Consider the following 19,191-nt stretch of genomic DNA (forward strand, 5'->3'; position numbering starts at 1 on the left):
CACCCGCCCAACCCTGCCACCCCGGACGCGATCAGCGCAGGAGGTCGATGGCGTCTCTGGGGCAGATTTCGACGCATTCTCCGCAGGAGGTGCAGGCTTCGGCGAGCACGTAGGGGCGGCCCGGGGCCGGGCGGAGGGCGTGCTCCGGGCAGGTGAGCAGGCACGCGCCGCAGGCGGTGCAGGCGTCGGTGATGGTCAGCGGATCAACGGACATCGCCCGCCATCCAGCGGTAGCCGCGCGGGGTGACCATCCGGCGACCGACCACGGTGGACTGCGAGGAGCCGACGACGACCGTGGTGAACATGTCCACGTCGGCCGGGTCGAACTCGTCGATCGAGGCGCACCAGACCTTCTGGTCCGCGCGGCTGGCCTGGCGGACCGCGCCGACAGGGGTCGTCGCCGGGCGGTGCTCGGCGAGGATCTCCAACGCGCGGCCCAACTGCCAGTGGCGCTGCACCGAACGCGGGTTGTAGAAGCAGACCACCAGGTCGCCCTCGGCGGCGGCGCGGACCCGGCGCTCGATCATCTCCCACGGCGTGTGCAGGTCGGACAGGCTGATCAGCGCGTGGTCGTGGCCGAGCGGAGCGCCCAGCAGCGCCGACGCCGACAGCGCGGCGGTCACGCCCGGCACGCCGACGACCTCGATGTCCACGTCGGCCTTCTCCAGCGCCGGACTGGCCATCGCGTACACACCCGCGTCGCCGGAACCGATCAGCGCGACCGCGCGGCCCTGCTTGGCCAGCTCGACCGCCTCGGCCGCGCGAGCTTCCTCGGCACCCAGGCCGGTGGCGCGCTCCTCGGTGCCGGGCCGCAGCAGGTGCCGGACCTGGTCGAGGTACTGGTCGAGGCCGACGACCACCGACGCGCGGCGCAGCTCGGCGTCGGCGCGCGGCGTGCGCAGGTCGGGGGCACCCGGCCCGATGCCGACGATGGCGAGCCGGCCGCGCGGGCTGATCCGGGCGGCGGCGACGGTGACGTTGTCACCCTTGATCTTGTCCGCCACCAGCTCGACCGGGGCGCCGTAGGCGAGCTCGTCGGCGGCGTGCAGCGCGGAGGCCTCGGCGACGCTGGGCGTGCCGACCTCGCTGCGCACCACCTCGCTCGGGTTGGGCACCTCCACGCCGGCCAGCACCTCGGCCGAGTAGGTCAGCAGGGACAGCTCGTCGCCGCCGTCCTTGGAGTGCCAGAAGCCCAGGTCCTGCACCGCGTCGAGGATTCCGACCTCGTCGGCCTTGAGGTCGACGCTGGCGAAGGCGCGGATGGCCCGCGGGTCCAGGCCGTGCTCGCTGTCGAGGCGGGCGATGGTCTCGGCGACCGCCGTGCGCGACACACCGCGCGCGGAGCCGACCCCGACGACCAGCGTGCGCGGGACCAGGCGCAGCGTGCGCTCCTCGTCCTCGGTCGGGCGGCGGTCGTCGATCACCACCGTCCACTGCGGGTTCGCGACGTCGGTGCCGACGTTGGGCGGCAGCGCCGGGAGCGGGAAGCCGTGCGGGTTGACCAGCCGGACCGGTTCGCCGTCGAGGATCGCCACGCCGCAGGACGGCAGGTCGCCGTCGACCGTGGCGTCGAGCTGCTCGACGAGCTCGTCGAGCGCGGTGGTGCCGGTGGAGTCGGTGGCCGTGGTGATCACCGGGGTGCAGCCGAAGACGTCGGCGACCTGCTCGGCCAGCGCGTTCGCGCCGCCGCCGTGACCTCCGGTCAGGGCGATGGCGAAGCGCTGCGCCTCGTCGACGCTGACGATGCCGGGATCGGTGTGCTTGTCCTGCAGCAGCGGCGCGACCAGCCGGATCGTGGCGCCGCTGGCCAGGAAGAACACGGCGGCGTCGAGGTGGTCCCAGAGGCGTCGGACGGCCGGTCCGATCGGACCGTCGGCGACCAGGGCCTCCGGCCCCAGCCGTCCGGCGAGTTCGGCGGCCGCCCGCCGTCCCGCCGCGGTCACCGCGAACAGACCGATCACTGCTACTCCCCTATTCGTCGTGCCATGCCCGGAACGGGTGAAAACACCCTACGACACTCCCTGCCGAGCGGTTCTGGCCCGAACCGGCCATGATCGGTACCCGTTTTGCCTGGTCGGTCAGGGCTGAAGCCGCCCGCCGGCCCGCGAGGGATCACGCCTTCTTGCGACCGGAGATGAGGACCACAGGGTTGGCCGCCTCCAGCCGGGAGGAGCCGTCCGGGAGTTCCGCCAAGCGGGAGGCCGCGAGCTGGACGCCCTCGACCTCGTAGCCCGCCGAGCGCAGCGTCTCGCGGGTCGGCCCGACCCGGTCCAGGGCCGCCAGGGCGACCACGACGCGGGTCGCTCCGGCGTGGGCGCAGGCGGTGACGACCTCGTTGCCGCCACCTCCCACGAAGATCGCGTCCGGCTTGGGCAGCTCGCGCAGCGCCTGCGGGGCCTTGCCCTCCTCGATGCGCACATCAACGCCGTGACCTGCGGCGTTGGTGACCATCCGGACCACTTGAGCCTCGTCGGACTCGATCGCGATGGTCGCCGCGCCCATCCGGGCGCACTCCACCGCCACCGAACCCGAGCCGGCGCCGACGTCCCAGACCAGCGTGCCGGGACGCGGCGCGAGCTTGGCCAGCGCCACGGCGCGCACCTCGGCCTTGGTGATCATGCCGTCGCGGTGCGAGAACTCGTCCTCCGACAGCGCCCAGCCGGTGGCCGGTGGAACCGGTTCACCGCCGGCGATCCACCCGCGCGAGGGCACCTCGTCGGCATCCGCCAGGCACAGCACCACGTTCGGCTCGAACCAGCTGCGCTTGGCCGCGTCCGCCGGATCGATGGTCACCACCGACTCGTTCGGCCCGCCCAGGTCCTCGCCGACGATCATGGTGCGCCGCCAGCCGGCCAGCCCCGAGGCGATCTGCGCCGGACCCGACTTCGGCGCGGTCAGCACCGCCACCGCCGGGCGCGCCCGGCACACGTTGATCGCCGCGCCGAGGTCGCGCCCGTGGGCGCTGACCACCACGACGTCGTCCCAAGACCGGCCCGCGCGGGCCATCAGCCGCTGCACGCTGGAGGTCGCGGGCAGCACCGCGCACCGGACGCCGCGCTCGCGCAGCGCGCGCACGGCGCCGAAGAACCCCGGGTCGCCGGAGGCCAGCACCACGCCCTGCTCGTCCCCGGACAGCGCGGACAGCGCGTTCAGGGCCGGTTCCAGAGGACCCAGTTCGAGTCGTTTCGCCTGGTCGGGGGCATGCGCGTCGAGGTGCCGCTTGCCTCCCACGACCAGTCGCGCCTGCTCCAAAGCCTCGGCACCACCCGGCGGCAGCGTTGCCCCGTCGACCCCGATCACCGTGACTGCCACGTCACCCACCTCGCCTCGGTGGCCGCGACCACGTGCTCTCCCTCGAAGTCGACCATGGCGACCCGAACACGCAGCTTGCGACCGCACTCCTCGCTGAACCGCTCCAATACTGCTGCCACCAGGTCGCACAACCGGTGCGCACACGCCGAGAAGTAGTCACCGCGCTGCCACACCTCGTACGCGCGGCGGGCGGTGGCGGCCTCGCTGACCTCGGTCACGTCCTGCTCGCTGCCGCCGAACTCCGCGGTCAGCCGCCCCAGCAGTCCGGTGTCCACCTTGGACCGCGTGTAGTGGGTCATGACGACGCCGGAGGCGAGCTTGGTGAGCTTGCCGATCATGCCGACGAACACGAGCTCGTCCAGACCGTGCTCCACGGCCCTGCGCACGGCGGCACCGGTGAAGTCGCCGACCTCGATGAAGGCCACCTCGGGCTCGTCCGGGAGCAGCCGCATCGCGACCCGCTCGGTGCGCCCGCCGGTGGACAGCACGGCCACCCGGCCCTGCTGCGCGGACAGCACCGACACGGCCTGCTCGACGCTGGACCGCCACGACGCGGTGGAGAACGGCCGGACGATGCCGGTGGTGCCGAGGATCGAGATGCCGCCGAAGATGCCCAGCCGCCGGTTGGTGGTCTTGTAGGCCATCTTCTCGCCGCCGGGCACGGTGATCGTGACGTCCGCGCCGCGCTCGCCGAGCACCTCGCGCACGGCGTCGCCGATCATCTGCCGCGGCACCGGGTTGATCGCCGGACCGCCGACTTCCAGGCCCAGGCCGGGCTTGGTGACGGTCCCGACGCCCTCGCCGCCGTGCAGCAGGACCTCGCCGTCCTCGCGAGGAACGACGCTGACCGTCAGCCGGGCGCCGTGCGTGACGTCGGGATCGTCGCCCGCGTCCTTGACGACCACGGCGCTCGCCGGTTCGGCGCTGCCGGAGTCGACCTGGAACCGGCGGCGCTTGCCGTCCGGGAAGCCGATGTCCACGGTGGCCGGGAGTTCCCCGGTGACCAGCAGTTCGGCCGCCGCTCGGGCCGCCGCTGCGGAGCAGGCCCCGGTGGTGAAACCGGTGCGCAGCGCCTTGGGCCGGACCTTCGCGGTGCGCGGGAGGTCCGGCTCGCGCAGCGGCGGCTGCGGATCACTCTGACTGCTCATCCGGCTTCGCCGCGGGCTTGCGCTTGGCGGACTGCTTGTTCTTCGCCGTGTTCGGCTTGGCCGGGGCCTTGCGCTTGGCCGAGCCGGACTTCGCCGTCCCGGTCGACTTGCGCGTGGTGCCGGTCGTGGTGGTGGCCTGCGCCGTCGTGGTGCTCGACGTGGCCGACTCCTGCTGCGGCGCAACCGGTTCGGGCTCGGCGGGCTCCTCGGCGAACAGCTGCGACTGCGATTCGTCGACCTGCGGGATCGGGATCGAGCGGTTCGCGCCGAAACGCGCTGCGCCGCGCGCGGTCTCCTGCCAGTCGCGCACGGCCCACCACGCCGCGTCGGACTCGCGGAGCTTGGCGGCCTCGGACTCCTTGATCTTGGCCGAGTCGGGCTCCTCGGGCTGCTCGCGCGGCTTCTCGACGCGGCGGACGGAGCGCTCGGCGCGCAGCGCGCGACGGGCCTCCTTGTCGGCCTTGCGGTAGGTGTGGAAGTGGCCCGCGTGGTACAGGTGCGAGCGGGTGCCGCCCGCGGTGAGGCCCTTGCCGATGATGAACAGCGTGTGCCGCCACAGCTTGTGCTTCTTGCAGTCGGCTTCGAGCTCGCCGAGCGTGCTGCGCACCAGCAGTTCGTCCGGCCAGGTCACCTTGTAGGCCACCAGCACCGGGGTGTCGTCCGGGTAGCCGCCCGCGCGCAGCTCCTCGACCAGCTGGCCGGTCCGCGCCGCGGACAGGAACAGCGCCATCGTGGTGCCGTGCTTGGCGAACTCGCGCACCTTCTCGCCGTCGGGCATCGGCGTCTTGCCGCCCTCCAGGCGGGTCAGCACCAGCGACTGCGCGACCTCGGGGACGGTCAGCTCGCGGCCGATCGCCGCCGCTGCGGCGGAGAAGGCGGGAACACCCGGCACGATCTCCACCTCGACGTTCATCCGGACCGCGGCGTCGTACTGCTCCTGGACCGCACCCCACAGCGACGGGTCACCGGAGTGCACGCGCGCGACGTTGAGCTTGTCGCGCTCGGCGCGCCGGTAGATCTCCACCGCGTGCTCGTGGGTGAGCCGGGAGGAGTCGACGAGCTCGGCATCGGAGCGGGCGTGCTCCTGCACGCACTCCGGCGTGACCAGGCTCGCGGCCCAGACCACGATGTCGGCTTCGGCGATTCGCTTGGCGCCGCGGACCGTGATCAGGTCGGCCGCGCCGGGTCCGGCGCCGATGAACGAGATCCGGCCAGTCACCATTGCTCTCCTCTTCCGCCTCGGGGTGGCAGCACTACCACTGTCGACAAGTAAGGCGCATCGTCCACATCGGACACTTCAGCAAGCGGTAGCACCCGCGCATCCGGCGTGCCCAGGTGCTCGGCGTAGACCGAGCGGTCCAGAGCTCCGCAGTCGTCGATCGCCTCGCGCAGCTCACCCAGGCGTCGCCCGCCTTTGTAGGCAACGACCGTACCGCGCGCTCGCAACGCCTCCCGCAGCGCGGTGACATCCCGCAGCATGGGAATCACGGTGAGTTGCTCCGAGCCCTCGGTGAGCGCGATGCCCGCCTGCGACGCGGTCGCCTGCATCGCTGTGATGCCGGGCACCGTCACGATCTCGACCTCGGTCAACAGCTCCGCGACGGCCGCTGCCAGATAGCTGAACGTCGAGTACACAGCGGGGTCGCCCAAGGTGGCGAAGACCACCGTGCCGCCCTGATCACGCAGACGCTTCGCGACCGCTTCAGCCGCGTCGTCCCAGTGCCTGCGGCGCCGCTCCTGCGGCCCGTCGACCGGGTCGGCGAGCGCGAACACCAGCCGCTGCACCCGCTCGTCGGAGCCCAGGTGCGCGCGCACGACGGCCTCCGCGCGGCCCTGCTCGTCCGGTGCGAGGACGGGCACGTACACGGTGTCGGCCTCGCGCATCTCGCGCAGCGCGGCCAGGGTCAGCATTTCCGGATCGCCGGGGCCGACCCCGACACCGACGAGTCTCATCGCAGGCACCTCGTGACGAATCGGGCTACCGAGCCGGGGTTTCCGGCCGGATGGGTGTGCAGGTAGGAGGCGTGCACCCCGCCGCGGACGAATCCCTCGCGGTGCGCCCCGGCCGGCCCGCGCCAGAACCACGCGGGGTTCTCGCCGTGGCCGGGTTCGGTTGCGGTGCGGTGGAACTCGTGACCGCTGATGCGGGATCCCTCGGCGAACAGCGGGGATTCGGTGGCCGCGACGGCATCCCGGTATCCCAGGGTGAGTCGCGGCGACATGGCCGCGCGCACCGGCAGGACCCCGCACATGGGTTCGCCGTCGAGCTCCTCGCCGAGGTAGAGCAGCCCACCGCACTCGGCGTGCACCGGTGCTCCACCGGCGGCGAAGGCGCGGATCTCGTCGCGCAGCGCGGTGTTCGCCGACAGCGCGGCGGCGTGCTGCTCCGGGAACCCGCCCGGCAGCACCAGTCCGGCGGCCCGGCCGGGAAGTCGTTCATCGCGCAGCGGGTCGACGAGGGCGACCTCGGCTCCGGCGGCTTCGAGGAGTTCGACGTGCTCGGCGTAGCCGAAGCTGAACGCGTGCCCGCCTGCCACGGCGACCACCGGCCGGCCCTGCGGCTGCACCTCAGCACCCGGGTCCCAGGCGGGTCCGGGCAGGTCACCGGCGGTGCCGGCGAGCGCGGTGACGGCGTCGAGGTCCACGGACCGCTCGATCACGTCGGTCATCGCCTCCACGGCGCGCAGCGCCTCGGCGCCGTGCTCGACGGCGGTGACCAGTCCCAGGTGCCGCGAGGGGACTTCGAGGTCGTCGGTGCGCGGGATCGCACCCAGCACCGGTAAGCCCGCGTTGTCGGCGGCCGAGCGCAGCACCTGTTCGTGGCGCGCCGAGCCGACGCGGTTGAGCACCACGCCGGCGACCTTCACCTGCGGCCGGTAGCCGCGAAAACCGTGCAGCAGCGCGGCGAGGCTGTGGCTCTGCCCCTTGGCGTCGACGACCAGCACGACGGGAGCGTCGATCAGCTGCGCGACGTGCGCTGTGGAACCGAAGGCCAGTTCCTCGTCGCCGCCGATGCGTCCGTCGAACAGGCCCATCACGCCTTCCACCACGGCGATGTCGGCACCGGCGGATCCGTGGTGCAGCAGCGGCCCGATGCGGTCGGCTCCGACGAGCACGGGGTCGAGGTTGCGCGCGGTCCGCCCGGCGGCGAGCCGGTGGTAGCCGGGATCGATGTAGTCGGGCCCCACCTTGAAGGGCGCGACGCGATCGCCGCGTCTGCGCAGCGCACCGAGCAGGCCGGTGACCACGGTGGTCTTGCCCTGTCCCGAACCCGGAGCGGCGAAGACCACCCGATCGAGGTTCACCACTCGATGCCCTTCTGACCCTTCTGCCCGGCGTCCATGGGGTGCTTGACCTTGCCGGTCTCCATCACGAGGTCGGCGGCATCGATGAGCGCCTGCGGCGCGTAGCGGCCGGTGATGATGACGTGCTGGTGGCCCTCGCGCTCGCGCAGCTTGGCGACGACCTCGTCGACGTCGACCCAGCCCCAGTGCAGCGGGTAGGTGAACTCGTCGAGGACGTAGAGGCCGTGGCGCTGCTCGTCGAGGCGGCGGGAGATCTCCTGCCAACCTTCGAGCGCGGCGGCGGCGTGATCTTCCTCGGTGCCCTTCTTGCGGGTCCAGGACCAGCCCTCACCCATCTTGTGCCACTCGACGGGGCCTCCAACGCCTGTGTCCTCGTGGACCTTGCCGAGCGCGCGGAACGCCGACTCCTCGCCGACCTTCCACTTGGCGGACTTGACGAACTGGAAGACCCCGATCGACCAGCCCTGGTTCCACCCGCGCAGCGCGAGCCCGAAGGCGGCGGTGGACTTCCCCTTCATCTCACCGGTGTGCACGACGACCAACGGCCGGTTGCGGCGCTGGCGAGTGGTCAGTCCATCAGCTGGCACGGAAGAAGGTTGTCCCTGAGGCATGCACCGACCCTAAGAGGTTGCTAACAGTGACCTGCGTGGCGGTGCAGGTAGCGGAACCTCGCACGCCCTCCGGCTCCGGGATCCGCGACTTGTGCATGCCAATGCGCGGCGCTGCGGCTGTCCTCCCCAGAGGACGTGTGAGAAACCCGCGGCGGTGCGAGTTGCCCAAGAGGCCGAAAATGCGAAGGCCCCAGGGCACGGCCCCGCATGAGGTGGGCAACTTCACCGCTGCATCCGGCGTTCGACGCGTGAAGATGGACGAGCGTCCCAGAACTAGGAGCCGCCGCATGCCCACCAGACCGCCTCTGGTGCTCTCCGCAGCCTCGTTCATCAGCAGTTTCGACCGGTTCGCCGTGACCCCGATGCTGGTGCTGATCGCGCTGAGCATGCACGTCCCGATCGCCTCGGCGGTCACGGTCGCCAGCGGCTACTTCCTGGCCTACGGGCTCTCGCAACCGCTGTGGGGAATCCTCTCGGACCGCTTCGGCCGGATCCCGATCATGCGCGCCACGCTGCTGGCGGCGGCCGCCACGGGCCTGATCTCGACGTTCGCGCCGTCGCTGCCGGTGCTGATCGCGGCACGGGTGCTGGCGGGTGCCTTCATGGGCGCGGTGGTCCCCACGACGCTGACCTACGTCGGCGACACGGTCTCCCAGCAGAAGCGCCAGAGCGCGCTGTCGGACCTGATGGCCGCTCAGGCGGTGGGCACGGCGATGGCGACGGCGGTCGGCGGCGTGCTGGCCCACTGGCTGGACTGGCGCGTGGTCTTCGCGGTCCCGGCCCTGTGCGCGGCGATCTGCGCGATGCTGCTGCGCGGTCTCCCGGAACCCGACCGCGCGGCGGTGTCTGGCGGCGTGGGTCCCCACATCGGCGGAGTGCTGCGCAACCGCTGGGCGCTGCTGGTGTTCGGCCTGGTCTTCGTGGAGGGCGCGGTGCTGCTGGGCACCATGACCTTCCTGGCGTCGGCGCTGGTCAACGAGGGCCTGGACGTCGCGGTGGCGGGCTTGGCCACGGGCGCCTACGGCGTGGGCGTGCTGGTGTTCTCCAGGGTCGTCAAGGCCATCAACTCCAAGGTCCCGGTCCCCCGCCTGATCGCCATCGGCGGCACCCAGATGATCGTCGGCTACGCCCTGGTCTCCGTGGACACGAACCTGGCCACGGTGATCGTCACGGCCCTCCTGCTGGGCGGCGGCTGGTCCTTCATGCACTCCTCCCTGCAGGCCTGGGCCACCTCGGTGGCCCCAGAAGCGAGGGGAACAGCGGTGGCCCTCTTCGCCTGCGCCCTGTTCCTCGGCAGCGCAGCGGCCTCCGCAGCAGCAGGCCCCCTAGCAGACCACGGCAACTACACGATCCTGTTCATCACAGCAGGAGCAGTAGCAACCCCCCTGGTAGCAACAGCAACCTACGCAAGACACCGCTACCACCAAAAACAACCAACCCCAGCCTGAACAGCAAAAACAAGAACGTCAGGCAAGCGACGAAGTCGCTTTCTCATTTCCCCAAGCAAGCAACCGGCACCGCCGCGGGTTCTGAGCGGCTTCGTGGCGAGCACGCCGCGACGCCGTGTATTGGACATACATCAGGAGTGGCGCGCGGAGTCCACGGAGCCGCTCAGGTTCCGCCACCCGCACCGCTAAGCAACAAGACCACCGGAGTAATCCCACAAGAAAAAGAGCCCCGCGCTCAACCGGCCTGGGGGTCGCTGGGAGCGCGGGGCACTTTGGAGGTCCACCCCTGGGGGTCAGGTGGACTGGTGGTCACCGTACCAATCCGACCGATGGGTCGGTACTCACAAGGTTGAATCTCGTAACCAAAACGAGACTAAGCGGCCAACCCGCTGTCACCGCTGACGGCACGCACGACTCCGGCGACGTGCTCGGCGGAGAGCTCTTCGAGCCGGAGGCTGGGTCCGCCCAGGGCTGTGGCCACCCGGTTCGCCAGTCCGAGCTTGACGGGACCGTTCTCGCAGTCGACGACCACGGAGGCGGTTCCGGTGTCGGCGAGCACGCGTGCGGCGCGCAGGGCGTCGTCGACGGCCTGCTTGCTCCCGGTGGCTCCCTGGACGCCGACGGTGGCCTTGCCGTCGGTGAGCAGGACGACGAGCGGCCGGCGCTGCGGGTCGCGGGTGCTCTCGGTCCGGATGACGTGCTGGGTACGCAGCAGTCCGTCGGCGAGCGGGGTGCGTCCGCCGGTGCGCATCCGCCGGAGCCGGGCGGCGGCGATGTCGACCGACGAGGTGGGCGGCAGGGCGACTTCGGCCTTGTCACCGCGGAAGGTGATCACACCGACCTTGTCCCGCCGCTGGTAGGCGTCGCGCAGCAGGGACAGGACGGCGCCGCTGACGGCGGTCATCCGGTCGCGGGCGGCCATGGAGCCGGAGGCGTCGACGGCGAAGAGCACGAGGTTGCCCTCACGGCCTTCGCGCAGGGATCGGCGGACGTCGTCGGAGCGCAGGACGAGGCCGGGTCCGCTGCGCCCGCGCGCGGCCTGGTGGGGAGCGGCTGCGGCGAGGGTGGCGGTGAGGTGCAGTCCGTGGCCCCCGACGGTGGTGGCGCGGGTGGTGCGTCCGCTGCGGGAGCGGGCGCGGGACCGGCGGCCGGGTGCGCCTTCGCCGAGTCCGGGCACTTCCAGCAACCGGGCGCGGAACGACTGCCCGGCGCCGACGGGGGCGCGTTCGGAGTCGCCGCCACCGGGCTGCTGGTCCTGCTCCTCGCCGCCTCCGCCGCCGGTGGGACCGGTGGGCTCGTCCTGCGGTTCGCCGCCGCCACCGGGACCGCCGTCGGGCCCTCCGTCGGGGTCGTCGTCGGGGTCTTCCGGCGGCTGGTCCTCGGCCTGCTCGGCGGCGTCGGAGAGGGCCTGCTGCAGCTGGTCCTCGGCCATGCCGGGTTCGTCGAACGGGTCGCGGCGGCGCCGGTGCGGCAGGGCCAGGCGGGCGGCGGCTTCGACGTCCTCCTCGGTGACGGCGTCGGCGCCGCGCCAGGCGGCGTGGGCGATGGCGGTGCGCGCCAGCACCAGGTCGGCGCGCATGCCGTCGACGTCGAAGGCCGCGCACAGCGCGGAGATCCGGCGGAGTTCGGAGTCGGGCAGCACGACGTCCTCGACCCGGGCACGGGCGGCGCGGATGTGCTCGGCGAGCTCGGCGTCGGCATCGGCCCAGTGGGCGGCGAACCCGGCGGGGTCGGCTTCGAAGGCGAGCCGGCGGCGGACGACCTCGGTGCGGGTGCCGACCTCGCGGGAGGCGGCGACCTGCACGGTGAGCCCGAAGCGGTCGAGCAGCTGCGGCCGGAGCTCGCCTTCCTCCGGGTTCATGGTGCCGACCAGCAGGAACGACGCGGCGTGCGAGACGGACACGCCGTCGCGCTCGACGTGGGCGCGACCCATGGCGGCGGCGTCGAGCAGCAGGTCCACGAGGTGGTCGTGCAGCAGGTTGACCTCGTCGACGTAGAGCACGCCGCGGTGCGCTCCGGCGAGCAGGCCGGGTTGGAAGGCGCGAACGCCCTCGGTCAGGGCGCGTTCGAGGTCGAGCGAGCCGATGAGCCGGTCCTCGGTGGCGCCGACGGGCAGTTCGACGAGCTGCGCGGGCCGCCGGGTCGCGGTGGGGCCGTGCGGCGCGTCGGGGCACTGCGGGTCGGGCGCGGCGGGATCGCAGCCGAAGCGGCAGTCGTCGACGACGTCCAGCGTCGGCAGCAGCGAGGCGAGGGCGCGCACGACGGTCGACTTGGCCGTGCCCTTCTCGCCGCGCACCAGAACACCGCCGATGCGCGGGTGCACCGCGTTGAGCAGCAGCGCGAGCCGCAGGTCGTCGTGGCCGACCACGGCGGAGAAGGGGAAGCGAGGGGCAGCGGACATGCCGGTGTGGTTCCTTCCTCGGGGTGCGGACGCCCCGCTGTCGGGAACAAGGGGCCGCAGTGTCCTGACTCCCGGATCGTCACGTCCCTCCGGCCTTCCCAGGTCACCCCGGTGGCTCGCGCGGGAGGTCCGCTCCCCGGTCACAGTGGCGCCGACCGTGCCGGACTCGCACCGGCTTCCTGCCAACACCCCTTGCAAACGGATTCACCGACATCGTCCCAGACGTCGATCAAGCGCCCAACCATCCGGCGCCACAACTCACATTCGGCGACCGGCGGCAACACCCGCGCGGCGGGGTTCGCGTCGCATCTCGACGTGCGGGATGCCGTCTTCGAGGTACTCGTCCCCGGCCTCGACGAAGCCGAAGGAGGCGTAGAAGTCCTTGGCGTAGGCCTGGGCGGACAGCACGGCGGGCGAGTTCTGCACCTCGGCGACGGCGGCGCGCATCAGCTTGCGGCCGATGCCCAGACCCCGGGCGCTCTTGGCGGTGCAGACGCGGCCGATGCGGTAGGTGCCGTCGGGGTCTTCCAGCAGCCGCAGGTATCCGAGCACGTAGTCGTCGGCGGAGTCGACCCAGAAGTGGCGGGTGGAGTCCTCCAGGTCACGCCCGTCGAGCTCGGGGTACGGGCATTCCTGCTCGACGACGAAGACGTCGACCCGCAGCCGCAGCATCCGGTAGAAGTCGGAGGCGTCGAGGTCTGCGGTGTAGGCGCGTTGCACGGCGGTCGCGAGCGGCTGAAGGGTCACCCTTACCTGGATATCACAGGACTTCCCGGTTTCCCGCACTCGCCAGCGGCGGGAGTTGTGCAGACCACTCGCCCACCGCTCACATCGGGTAGTTCGACAGCCTGGTGTAGACGCCGGGCGTGCCGGGACGACCGCAGCCGGTGCCGTAGGACACCACGCCGATGAGCCGCCCACCTGCGACGATCGGCCCACCGGAGTCGCCGGCGCAGGCGTCGCGCCCGCCTTCGGGGTACCCGGCGCAGAACATGCTGCGCGGGTCGTAGTTCGGGTAGGCCGAGCGGCAGGCGTCGTCGGCTGCGACGGGCACCTCGACCGAGCGCAGGGTGTCCGAGTTCGGGCCGTTCTCGCTGGTCCGGCCCCATCCGTAGACGCGGGCCGTGGTGCCCGGCTCGTACGGCGCGGTCTCGCCGGGCGCGACCACGGGAAGCGGGCGCTGCGGCAGCGGAGCGCTGAGCTTGAGGACGGCGAGGTCGTCGCCGGTGGTGAAGTCCTCGTAACCCGGGTGCACCCACACGTCGTCGACCTCGGCTTCGCTGCCCTGCGAGCTGCGCAGGTCGGTGCGCCCGGCGATCACGCGGACGTCCTCGGGCGAGCGTTCGGCCCCGGTGAGCGGATCGTGCGCGCAGTGCGCGGCGGTGACGACCTCGCCCGCGCGGATCAGGGTGCCGCCGCAGAACTGGTTGCCGTACCGGTCGGTCAGCGCGACCACCCAGGGCGCGTCGTCGGTGGTGCTGCCCGAGCCGCCGAGGATCCGGGACTGCGGCTGGTCGTCCCCGGTGATCGCCGGGGACGCGTGGGCGGCGGGGCTCGCGCCCGCAAGAGCGGTGACCGCTCCGGCGATGGCGAGCGCGCGCAGCGCACGGGTCTTGTCGGCGATTCCCTGTTCGTCGCGGCCCAAAGTCGGTGCCTCCAGCTGTCGCGGTCATCGGCGGAGCGGACACACCGTAATCACCCGCACACCGAAACATCACGAGTCGCAACTCACAGCATCCCAGGAAAGTTTTTCGTTAAACTCGACTACGGAAGCAAATCCTTTCGCGAATGTCGCCGTTGACAGTCGCGCCTCCATCCCAGGGCATCGCGAAACCGGGGTACCTCCACCACCGGCATCCGCCGATCTCACCTGTCCGGATGACGAGAAGAACCTGATCAAGCGATGCGGCAGTGCGTGCTGCCGAAGTGGAGAGGAATTCGCCGTGCTCCTGGACCCGACGCCGTTGCCCGCCTTCCTGCTGGCGAGCGCGGTCGTGATCATCACACCGGGAGTGGACGTCTTCCTGCTGCTGCGCACGTCGCTGAACCACGGCCGCAAGGCGGGGCTGCTGGCGCTGGCCGGAATCCACAGCGCCAGCGCGCTGCAGGTCGCGGTGGTCATCTCAGGGCTGGGCGCGCTGATCACCAAAGCCCCGGGCGTGCTCGTGGCCCTGAAGTGGGTGGGCGCGGCCTACCTGCTCTACCTCGCGGCCACCATCGTGCGCGGGTACTGGCTGACCAGGCGGGAATCCGGCTCGCTGGACGTTCCGCCGCCGGACGACGCCAACCCCTACCTGCGCGGCCTGCTCAGCAACCTGACCAACCCGAAGATGCTGCTGTTCAGCCTCGCGTTCCTGCCGCAGTTCGTCGGCGCGTCGACGCAACCGGCGCTCCAGCTGGTCGCGCTGGGTGTGGTGTTCCTGGTGCTGGCGGCGATCTGGGAGGTCACCATCGTGCTGGCGGCGGCCGGGATCGCCGACCGGCTAAAGAACCCCCGCGTCTCGAAGTCGCTGGACGCGTTGAGCGCGACGGCTTTCGTGACCATCTCGATCGGTCTCGTCGCGAGCTGACAGCAACGTCAGCAGCGCCAGCCCGGCCAGCACGAGCAGCACCACCGGTACCGCGACCACGCCCGAGAGCAGGCTGATCACGAACGGCGTGCAGAACCCCAGGTAGGCCAGCACCCACATGATCGCGCTCAGCCCGGCCAGCTCGGACGGTCCCGCGATGCGGCCCACCATCGTCAGGCAGTAGGTCGAGACGAAGCCGTAGCCGGTGCCCAGCGTCAGCGCTGCGAGCAGCCCCAGCCACGGCTGCGCCCGCCACGCCGCGACAGCAGCGAGCACGAGCCCGGCAGCGATGGCCAGCAGCCCGAACACGGCCGTCGCCCGCACCCCGCGCCGGGCGATCCGGCGAGCCCAGGGCTGCACGACCGCACCGAAACCGGGAGCGCACAGCGTCGACACCCCCGCGTAGAGCACCTCGTAGCCGGGCGCGTGGACGGTGACCTGCGCGGGGAGCACGGCGAAGCCGACGGTGGGGCACAGGAAGATCCACGGCGCCACCGGCGCCACTCGGCGCAGGAACCGCGGATCGCGCGCTCCCCTGCCGCGCGGCGCCCCGGCCGCGGGCTCGACGCGCGTCTCCGGGCAGCGCAGCGCCAGCGGCAGCGTCACCGCGCACAGGACCAGGTGCGGAACGTAGGCGCTGACCAGCGGGAACGGCCCCCAGGTCGCGACCAGCGCGGACACCACGCCGCTGATGCTGAAACCGGCCGCCAGCAGCACGCCGGCCCTGCGCGCACCGGCGCCGTCCTCGGTCGCGGTCCCGAACGGCGGGTGCGACAGGTCGCGCACCCAAGCGCTCCCGGCGGCCAGCACGGCGCCGGTGCTCACCCCGACGATCAGCCGCCCGACGATCAGCCACGGCACCACGTGCGCCCCGAGCATCAGCGCCACCGTGGCCAGCGCGCTGAGCACGATCGCCCAGACCACCACCGGCTTGCGCCCGCGCTGATCCGCCAGCGGACCCCCGAACAACAAGCCGGGCACCAACCCGACGACGTAGAGCGCCAGCAACCCGGTCGCCGCCGACGGGCTCAGCCCCAACTCACCCCGGTAAGCCCCCAGCAGCGGCGAGAACTGGTTCGCACCCCACCCGGCCACCATCAACAGCAGAGCAGCCGGCACCCACACGTTTCGCACACCTAACGTTCTACGCGCAGTCCCCACCCCGAACACCAACCGTTCGGTTTTCCCGAACGAGGGAATCAGGATCTCGGTCTACCGTTCCTCAACAGCGTTCAGGCGTCCCCATGATGATCGGACGTCCCGCTACTGCGTCCCTCCCGAACGGTGTTGGACGAACTGGGTTCCCGCATTCGCTCGACGGCCGGACAGCACGGATCGCGTCCGCGTCCCGGTCGCGTCGGGGCGGGTTCCTTCACACCCACGAGTACGAGGCTGGGCCTGGATGGTCCGATGCCCGACACGATCGCTCTGGTCGTGCCGGGGCGGTGTCACCCGTCGCCTGATCCCGTGCCCGAGGGCGCGTCTCCCGATCGCCACGCTCGCGGCGTGGTGTCGGGTGATCTCATGCTTCTTCCTGGACAGTGGCGCACGCCAGTGCTCGTTGCCCCACTTGCTGGTGCAAGCAGGGTCCACGACGATCACACCGACACCGGTCTCGGCGGCCATCGACACCAGCCGGGAACGAAGCTTCCCCGTGGGCATGCCGGAAATCAGCTGCCGGAGCCGCTTCCTGCGGCCATGCTTCTCACGAGTCGTCGAGTCACTGAAGTCGAGATCTTCGACCGCGATCGCCCGCACACCTTCACTCCTGGCCCAACGCAAAACCTGGGACAGGGCATGGCGCAGCTGTGCGTTTCGGTGGTCAGCCGTGCCGGAAAGGTCGTAACCCAAGGTTTTCGGTCGGCCCGTCGGGTTGCCGTGAGGGTCGAGCTTCCAGGCGGCGATGTGATCAACATTGGTGTCCACCCCGATCACCGGACCAGACCGCAACACGGCCAACGGCACCGACGGTGCTGGGCTGCGCTGCCAAGACGCACCCACGTACCAGCGGTCACGAGTGGCGTCGTATTGAAACCGGTACGCTACCGCCCGATCACCAGCGATGTGCTCAGCCCACTCCGCACCGCGATGCTGGAACCGCGCGATCGCGGTCAAGACATACCGGCCGTTGCGTGCGTTGGCGAGATGTTCCAGCGGCGCGGGCAACCGGATCGACACCTCACCATCCGGGGTGATGCGCACCGTTTCGTTGCCGGACTTCTTGCCCCACTCCCCATCCGCCGCGAAGAACCAGCGTTCGGCCTCCCACCGAGCACGCCACTGCTCCTCGCTGAGCCCGGCCTGGCCCAGGTGATGCCGGTGGTGAAGCAGCTTCCTCCCGCCCCGCACCACCGAAATGCGGCCCGAATCCCAATTCGACTGGAGTTGGGCGCAGACCACGCCCACGGGCACTGGCGCACGCTCAGTAAACGGCCGATCGAGGCTCGAATGCGCATCGTAAAGTGCGCCTCAATCGCCTGGTCTCTTCCGGCAACCGGTCGTACGTTGCTCGCATGGAGTTGCGGCGGTTGGAGACCTTGCTGGTGGTGGCCGAGGAGGGGCACTTCGGTCGGGCCGCCGAGCGGTTGTTCCTGGCCAAGGCGACCGTGACCGAGCACGTCAAGCAGCTGGAGCAGGACTTCGGGACGCCGCTGCTGGACCGCAACCCGGTGCGGCTCACCCCCGCGGGACACCGGCTCGCCCGGCACGCCCGCGCGCTGCTCGCCGCCGCCGACCTCGCTCGCGCGGACGTCGCCGAAGCCGCCTCACCCGAGCCCGGGACGCTGCGGGTCGGGGTCATGGGGCACGGTTCGGCGGAGCTGACGCCCGCGACCGCGCAGGCGTTCCGGATGGCCCACCCCGAGATCGACCTGCGGCTGGTGCCGCTGGACTTCACCGAGCACGTGTCCGCGCTGCTGGAGCACCGCGTGGACGTGGCCTTCGTGCGCCCGGCACCGGTGGACGAGCGCGTCGAGATCGACGTGCTCACCACCGAGCGGCGCATCGTCGTGGTCTCCGCCCGCTGGGAGCTGGCCGACGCACCCGAGGTGCGGCTGGCCGACGTGCTCGACCTGCCGTTCATCCGGCTTCCCGAGCGCACGCCGCGCCCGTTCACCGACTACCTGTACTTCACCGCGGCGCGGGGCGGTGAGTCCCCGCGCCGCGGCCAGGACGACGCGGTCAACCCGCACGAGGTGCTCGCCACGGCGGCCGCCGGACGCGGTGCGGGTTCGGCGCTGGAATCCTTCGAGCGCTTCTACCCGTGGCCCGGCACCCGGTGCGTTCCGGTGGCGGACGCGCCGTGGGAGCACAGCGTGCTGGTCAGCCGCGCCGGTGACGAGGATCCGCACGTGCGTGCCTTCCGGACCCTGGCCACCGGGCTCGCCCGCGAACTCGGTCCCGGGCTGCGGCTGACCCCGGCGTGATCAGTGTTGCGCCGTGAGCTGGGCCCGGATGTCGGCCTCGTAGGTGGCGGTGCGGGTGTAGATGCCCGGGTTGCCCGGCCTCGCGCAGCCGTTGCCGGTGGAGACGATGCCGACGAGCTTGCCGTCGACCACCAGCGGCCCGCCCGAGTCGCCCTGGCAGCTGTCGATGCCGCCCTCGGGGTATCCGGCGCAGACCATCCCCTGCGGGTCGTACTGGTCGTACGCCCGCTTGCAGTCGGCGTCGGAGGTCAGCGGGACCTCGGCCTTCTGCAGGGTGTCCGAGGCCTCGCCGCCTTCTGAGGTGGCGCCCCAGCCGAGCACGGTCGCCATCCGGCCCGCCTCGTAGGCGGCGGTGTCGGCCGGTGTGGCCACCGGCAGCGGGGCCTGCGGGAGCTGCTGCTCGAGGGTCACCACGGCCACGTCGGATCCGGTGTTGGCGTCCTGGTAGTTCGGGTGGACCCAGATGTCGGAAACCGGGACCTCGACGCCGTCGGTGGACGACTTGCTCTCCCGGCCCGCCACCACCCGCACCGAGGCGGGTCGCTCGCCCTTGACGCAGTGCGCCGCCGTGATGACCTTGTTCGCCGCGCCGATGGTGCCGCCGCAGAACTGGTTGCCCTGGTCATCGGCCAGGTAGACCACCCACGGGTGGTCGGCGATCGGAGCCGCTTGCCCCCCGACGATCGGTGGCGCAGCGGTCCCCTGCTCGCCGGCGCTGGCCGAGGTGGCCAGCAGACCACCGATCAGGCTCATCGCCGCCAGCGTCCCGGCCGCCGCCCGCATCCCGAGTTTGTTCTCCGCCATGGTTCGTCTCCTCCCCCGGAGCCTCCCGGCGGCCGTCCGACCGCCGCTCCGGCTCGTCCAAAGTGTCCACGAGTAAGAGGAAACGAACCCTCTGTCAGATACACCTCGGCCAGGAGCTCAACACGAACGAGTGGAATTTCACGCCACTTTCCACTCGGACGGCCCAA

General features: G+C 71.6%; 17 protein-coding genes and 1 riboswitch. Of the genes, 3 read left to right on the plus strand and 14 right to left on the minus strand.

Translation table 11 applies throughout. The features are described from left to right. Positions 1–31: 31 nt before the first annotated feature. From E1202_RS18275 to cobO, 8 genes are all read right to left on the minus strand, one after another. Positions 32–214 (minus strand): DUF362 domain-containing protein, encoded by a 183-nt coding sequence (locus E1202_RS18275; protein ID WP_132620780.1) that lies wholly within the window; start codon positions 212–214, stop codon positions 32–34. Then, positions 204–1,961: a precorrin-3B C(17)-methyltransferase gene (gene cobJ, locus E1202_RS18280; protein ID WP_132684367.1), complete on the minus strand. Its 1,758-nt coding sequence runs from the start codon at positions 1,959–1,961 to the stop codon at positions 204–206. Before cobJ ends, E1202_RS18275 begins: the two co-directional genes overlap by 11 nt. A gap of 151 nt (positions 1,962–2,112) precedes the next feature. Then, on the minus strand, positions 2,113–3,312 hold the full coding sequence (cbiE, locus tag E1202_RS18285; protein WP_132684368.1) for a precorrin-6y C5,15-methyltransferase (decarboxylating) subunit CbiE: 1,200 nt from the start codon (positions 3,310–3,312) through the stop codon (positions 2,113–2,115). After that, the gene (locus tag E1202_RS18290) at positions 3,297–4,460 is read right to left on the minus strand and encodes a cobalt-precorrin-5B (C(1))-methyltransferase (RefSeq protein ID WP_132684369.1); all 1,164 of its coding nucleotides are present in this window, start codon (positions 4,458–4,460) and stop codon (positions 3,297–3,299) included. The genes cbiE and E1202_RS18290 overlap by 16 nt, the downstream gene beginning before the upstream one ends. Continuing rightward, a complete protein-coding gene (gene cobM / locus E1202_RS18295) occupies positions 4,444–5,679 on the minus strand; it encodes a precorrin-4 C(11)-methyltransferase (protein ID WP_408006751.1) in 1,236 nt (411 codons plus the stop codon). The genes E1202_RS18290 and cobM overlap by 17 nt, the downstream gene beginning before the upstream one ends. After that, positions 5,676–6,413 carry a precorrin-2 C(20)-methyltransferase gene (gene cobI / locus E1202_RS18300; protein WP_132684371.1) on the minus strand — a complete coding sequence of 246 codons (738 nt, stop codon included), beginning with the start codon at positions 6,411–6,413 and terminating at the stop codon, positions 5,676–5,678. The genes cobM and cobI overlap by 4 nt, the downstream gene beginning before the upstream one ends. Continuing rightward, on the minus strand, positions 6,410–7,768 hold the full coding sequence (locus E1202_RS18305; protein ID WP_165943902.1) for a cobyrinate a,c-diamide synthase: 1,359 nt from the start codon (positions 7,766–7,768) through the stop codon (positions 6,410–6,412). Before E1202_RS18305 ends, cobI begins: the two co-directional genes overlap by 4 nt. After that, positions 7,762–8,376 (minus strand): cob(I)yrinic acid a,c-diamide adenosyltransferase, encoded by a 615-nt coding sequence (gene cobO / locus E1202_RS18310; protein ID WP_132684372.1) that lies wholly within the window; start codon positions 8,374–8,376, stop codon positions 7,762–7,764. The genes E1202_RS18305 and cobO overlap by 7 nt, the downstream gene beginning before the upstream one ends. Before the next feature lie 287 nt (positions 8,377–8,663). Here cobO and E1202_RS18315 point away from each other — a divergent pair, with 287 nt between their 5' ends. Then, positions 8,664–9,824, plus strand: coding sequence for an MFS transporter (locus E1202_RS18315; protein WP_132684373.1), 1,161 nt, complete (start codon positions 8,664–8,666; stop codon positions 9,822–9,824). A gap of 373 nt (positions 9,825–10,197) precedes the next feature. Here E1202_RS18315 and E1202_RS18320 read toward each other — a convergent pair whose 3' ends face one another. The 3 genes from E1202_RS18320 to E1202_RS18330 all read right to left on the minus strand — a co-directional run bounded on the left by E1202_RS18320 (position 10,198) and on the right by E1202_RS18330 (position 13,870). Then, on the minus strand, positions 10,198–12,225 hold the full coding sequence (locus tag E1202_RS18320) for a putative cobaltochelatase (RefSeq protein WP_132684374.1): 2,028 nt from the start codon (positions 12,223–12,225) through the stop codon (positions 10,198–10,200). 35 nt (positions 12,226–12,260) lie between these two features. Then, positions 12,261–12,433: riboswitch (cobalamin riboswitch) on the minus strand. A 50-nt stretch (positions 12,434–12,483) separates the two neighbouring features. Beyond that, positions 12,484–12,972 carry a GNAT family N-acetyltransferase gene (locus E1202_RS18325; protein WP_132684375.1) on the minus strand — a complete coding sequence of 163 codons (489 nt, stop codon included), beginning with the start codon at positions 12,970–12,972 and terminating at the stop codon, positions 12,484–12,486. A gap of 79 nt (positions 12,973–13,051) precedes the next feature. Next, complete coding sequence (locus E1202_RS18330; RefSeq protein ID WP_235878603.1) at positions 13,052–13,870, minus strand: S1 family peptidase; 819 nt, start codon at positions 13,868–13,870, stop codon at positions 13,052–13,054. Between the two features lie 298 nt (positions 13,871–14,168). Between E1202_RS18330 and E1202_RS18335 the strand changes: the two genes are divergently transcribed. Beyond that, a complete protein-coding gene (locus E1202_RS18335; RefSeq protein WP_132684376.1) occupies positions 14,169–14,795 on the plus strand; it encodes a LysE family translocator in 627 nt (208 codons plus the stop codon). Here the strand turns inward: E1202_RS18335 and E1202_RS18340 are convergent. Both E1202_RS18340 and E1202_RS18345 read right to left on the minus strand, forming a co-directional pair. Beyond that, positions 14,709–15,929: an MFS transporter gene (locus E1202_RS18340; protein ID WP_235878605.1), complete on the minus strand. Its 1,221-nt coding sequence runs from the start codon at positions 15,927–15,929 to the stop codon at positions 14,709–14,711. The genes E1202_RS18335 and E1202_RS18340 overlap by 87 nt on opposite strands. Before the next feature lie 129 nt (positions 15,930–16,058). Continuing rightward, positions 16,059–17,207, minus strand: coding sequence for a hypothetical protein (locus tag E1202_RS18345; RefSeq protein WP_207918736.1), 1,149 nt, complete (start codon positions 17,205–17,207; stop codon positions 16,059–16,061). Positions 17,208–17,308: 101 nt separating this feature from the next. Between E1202_RS18345 and E1202_RS18350 the strand changes: the two genes are divergently transcribed. Continuing rightward, positions 17,309–18,220 (plus strand): LysR family transcriptional regulator, encoded by a 912-nt coding sequence (locus E1202_RS18350; protein ID WP_132684377.1) that lies wholly within the window; start codon positions 17,309–17,311, stop codon positions 18,218–18,220. Here E1202_RS18350 and E1202_RS18355 read toward each other — a convergent pair whose 3' ends face one another. Continuing rightward, positions 18,221–19,024 (minus strand): S1 family peptidase, encoded by an 804-nt coding sequence (locus E1202_RS18355; RefSeq protein WP_132684378.1) that lies wholly within the window; start codon positions 19,022–19,024, stop codon positions 18,221–18,223. Positions 19,025–19,191 lie beyond the last annotated feature (167 nt).

Source organism: Saccharopolyspora karakumensis, from assembly GCF_004349225.1.
Taxonomy (GTDB): Bacteria; Actinomycetota; Actinomycetes; order Mycobacteriales; family Pseudonocardiaceae; genus Saccharopolyspora; species Saccharopolyspora endophytica.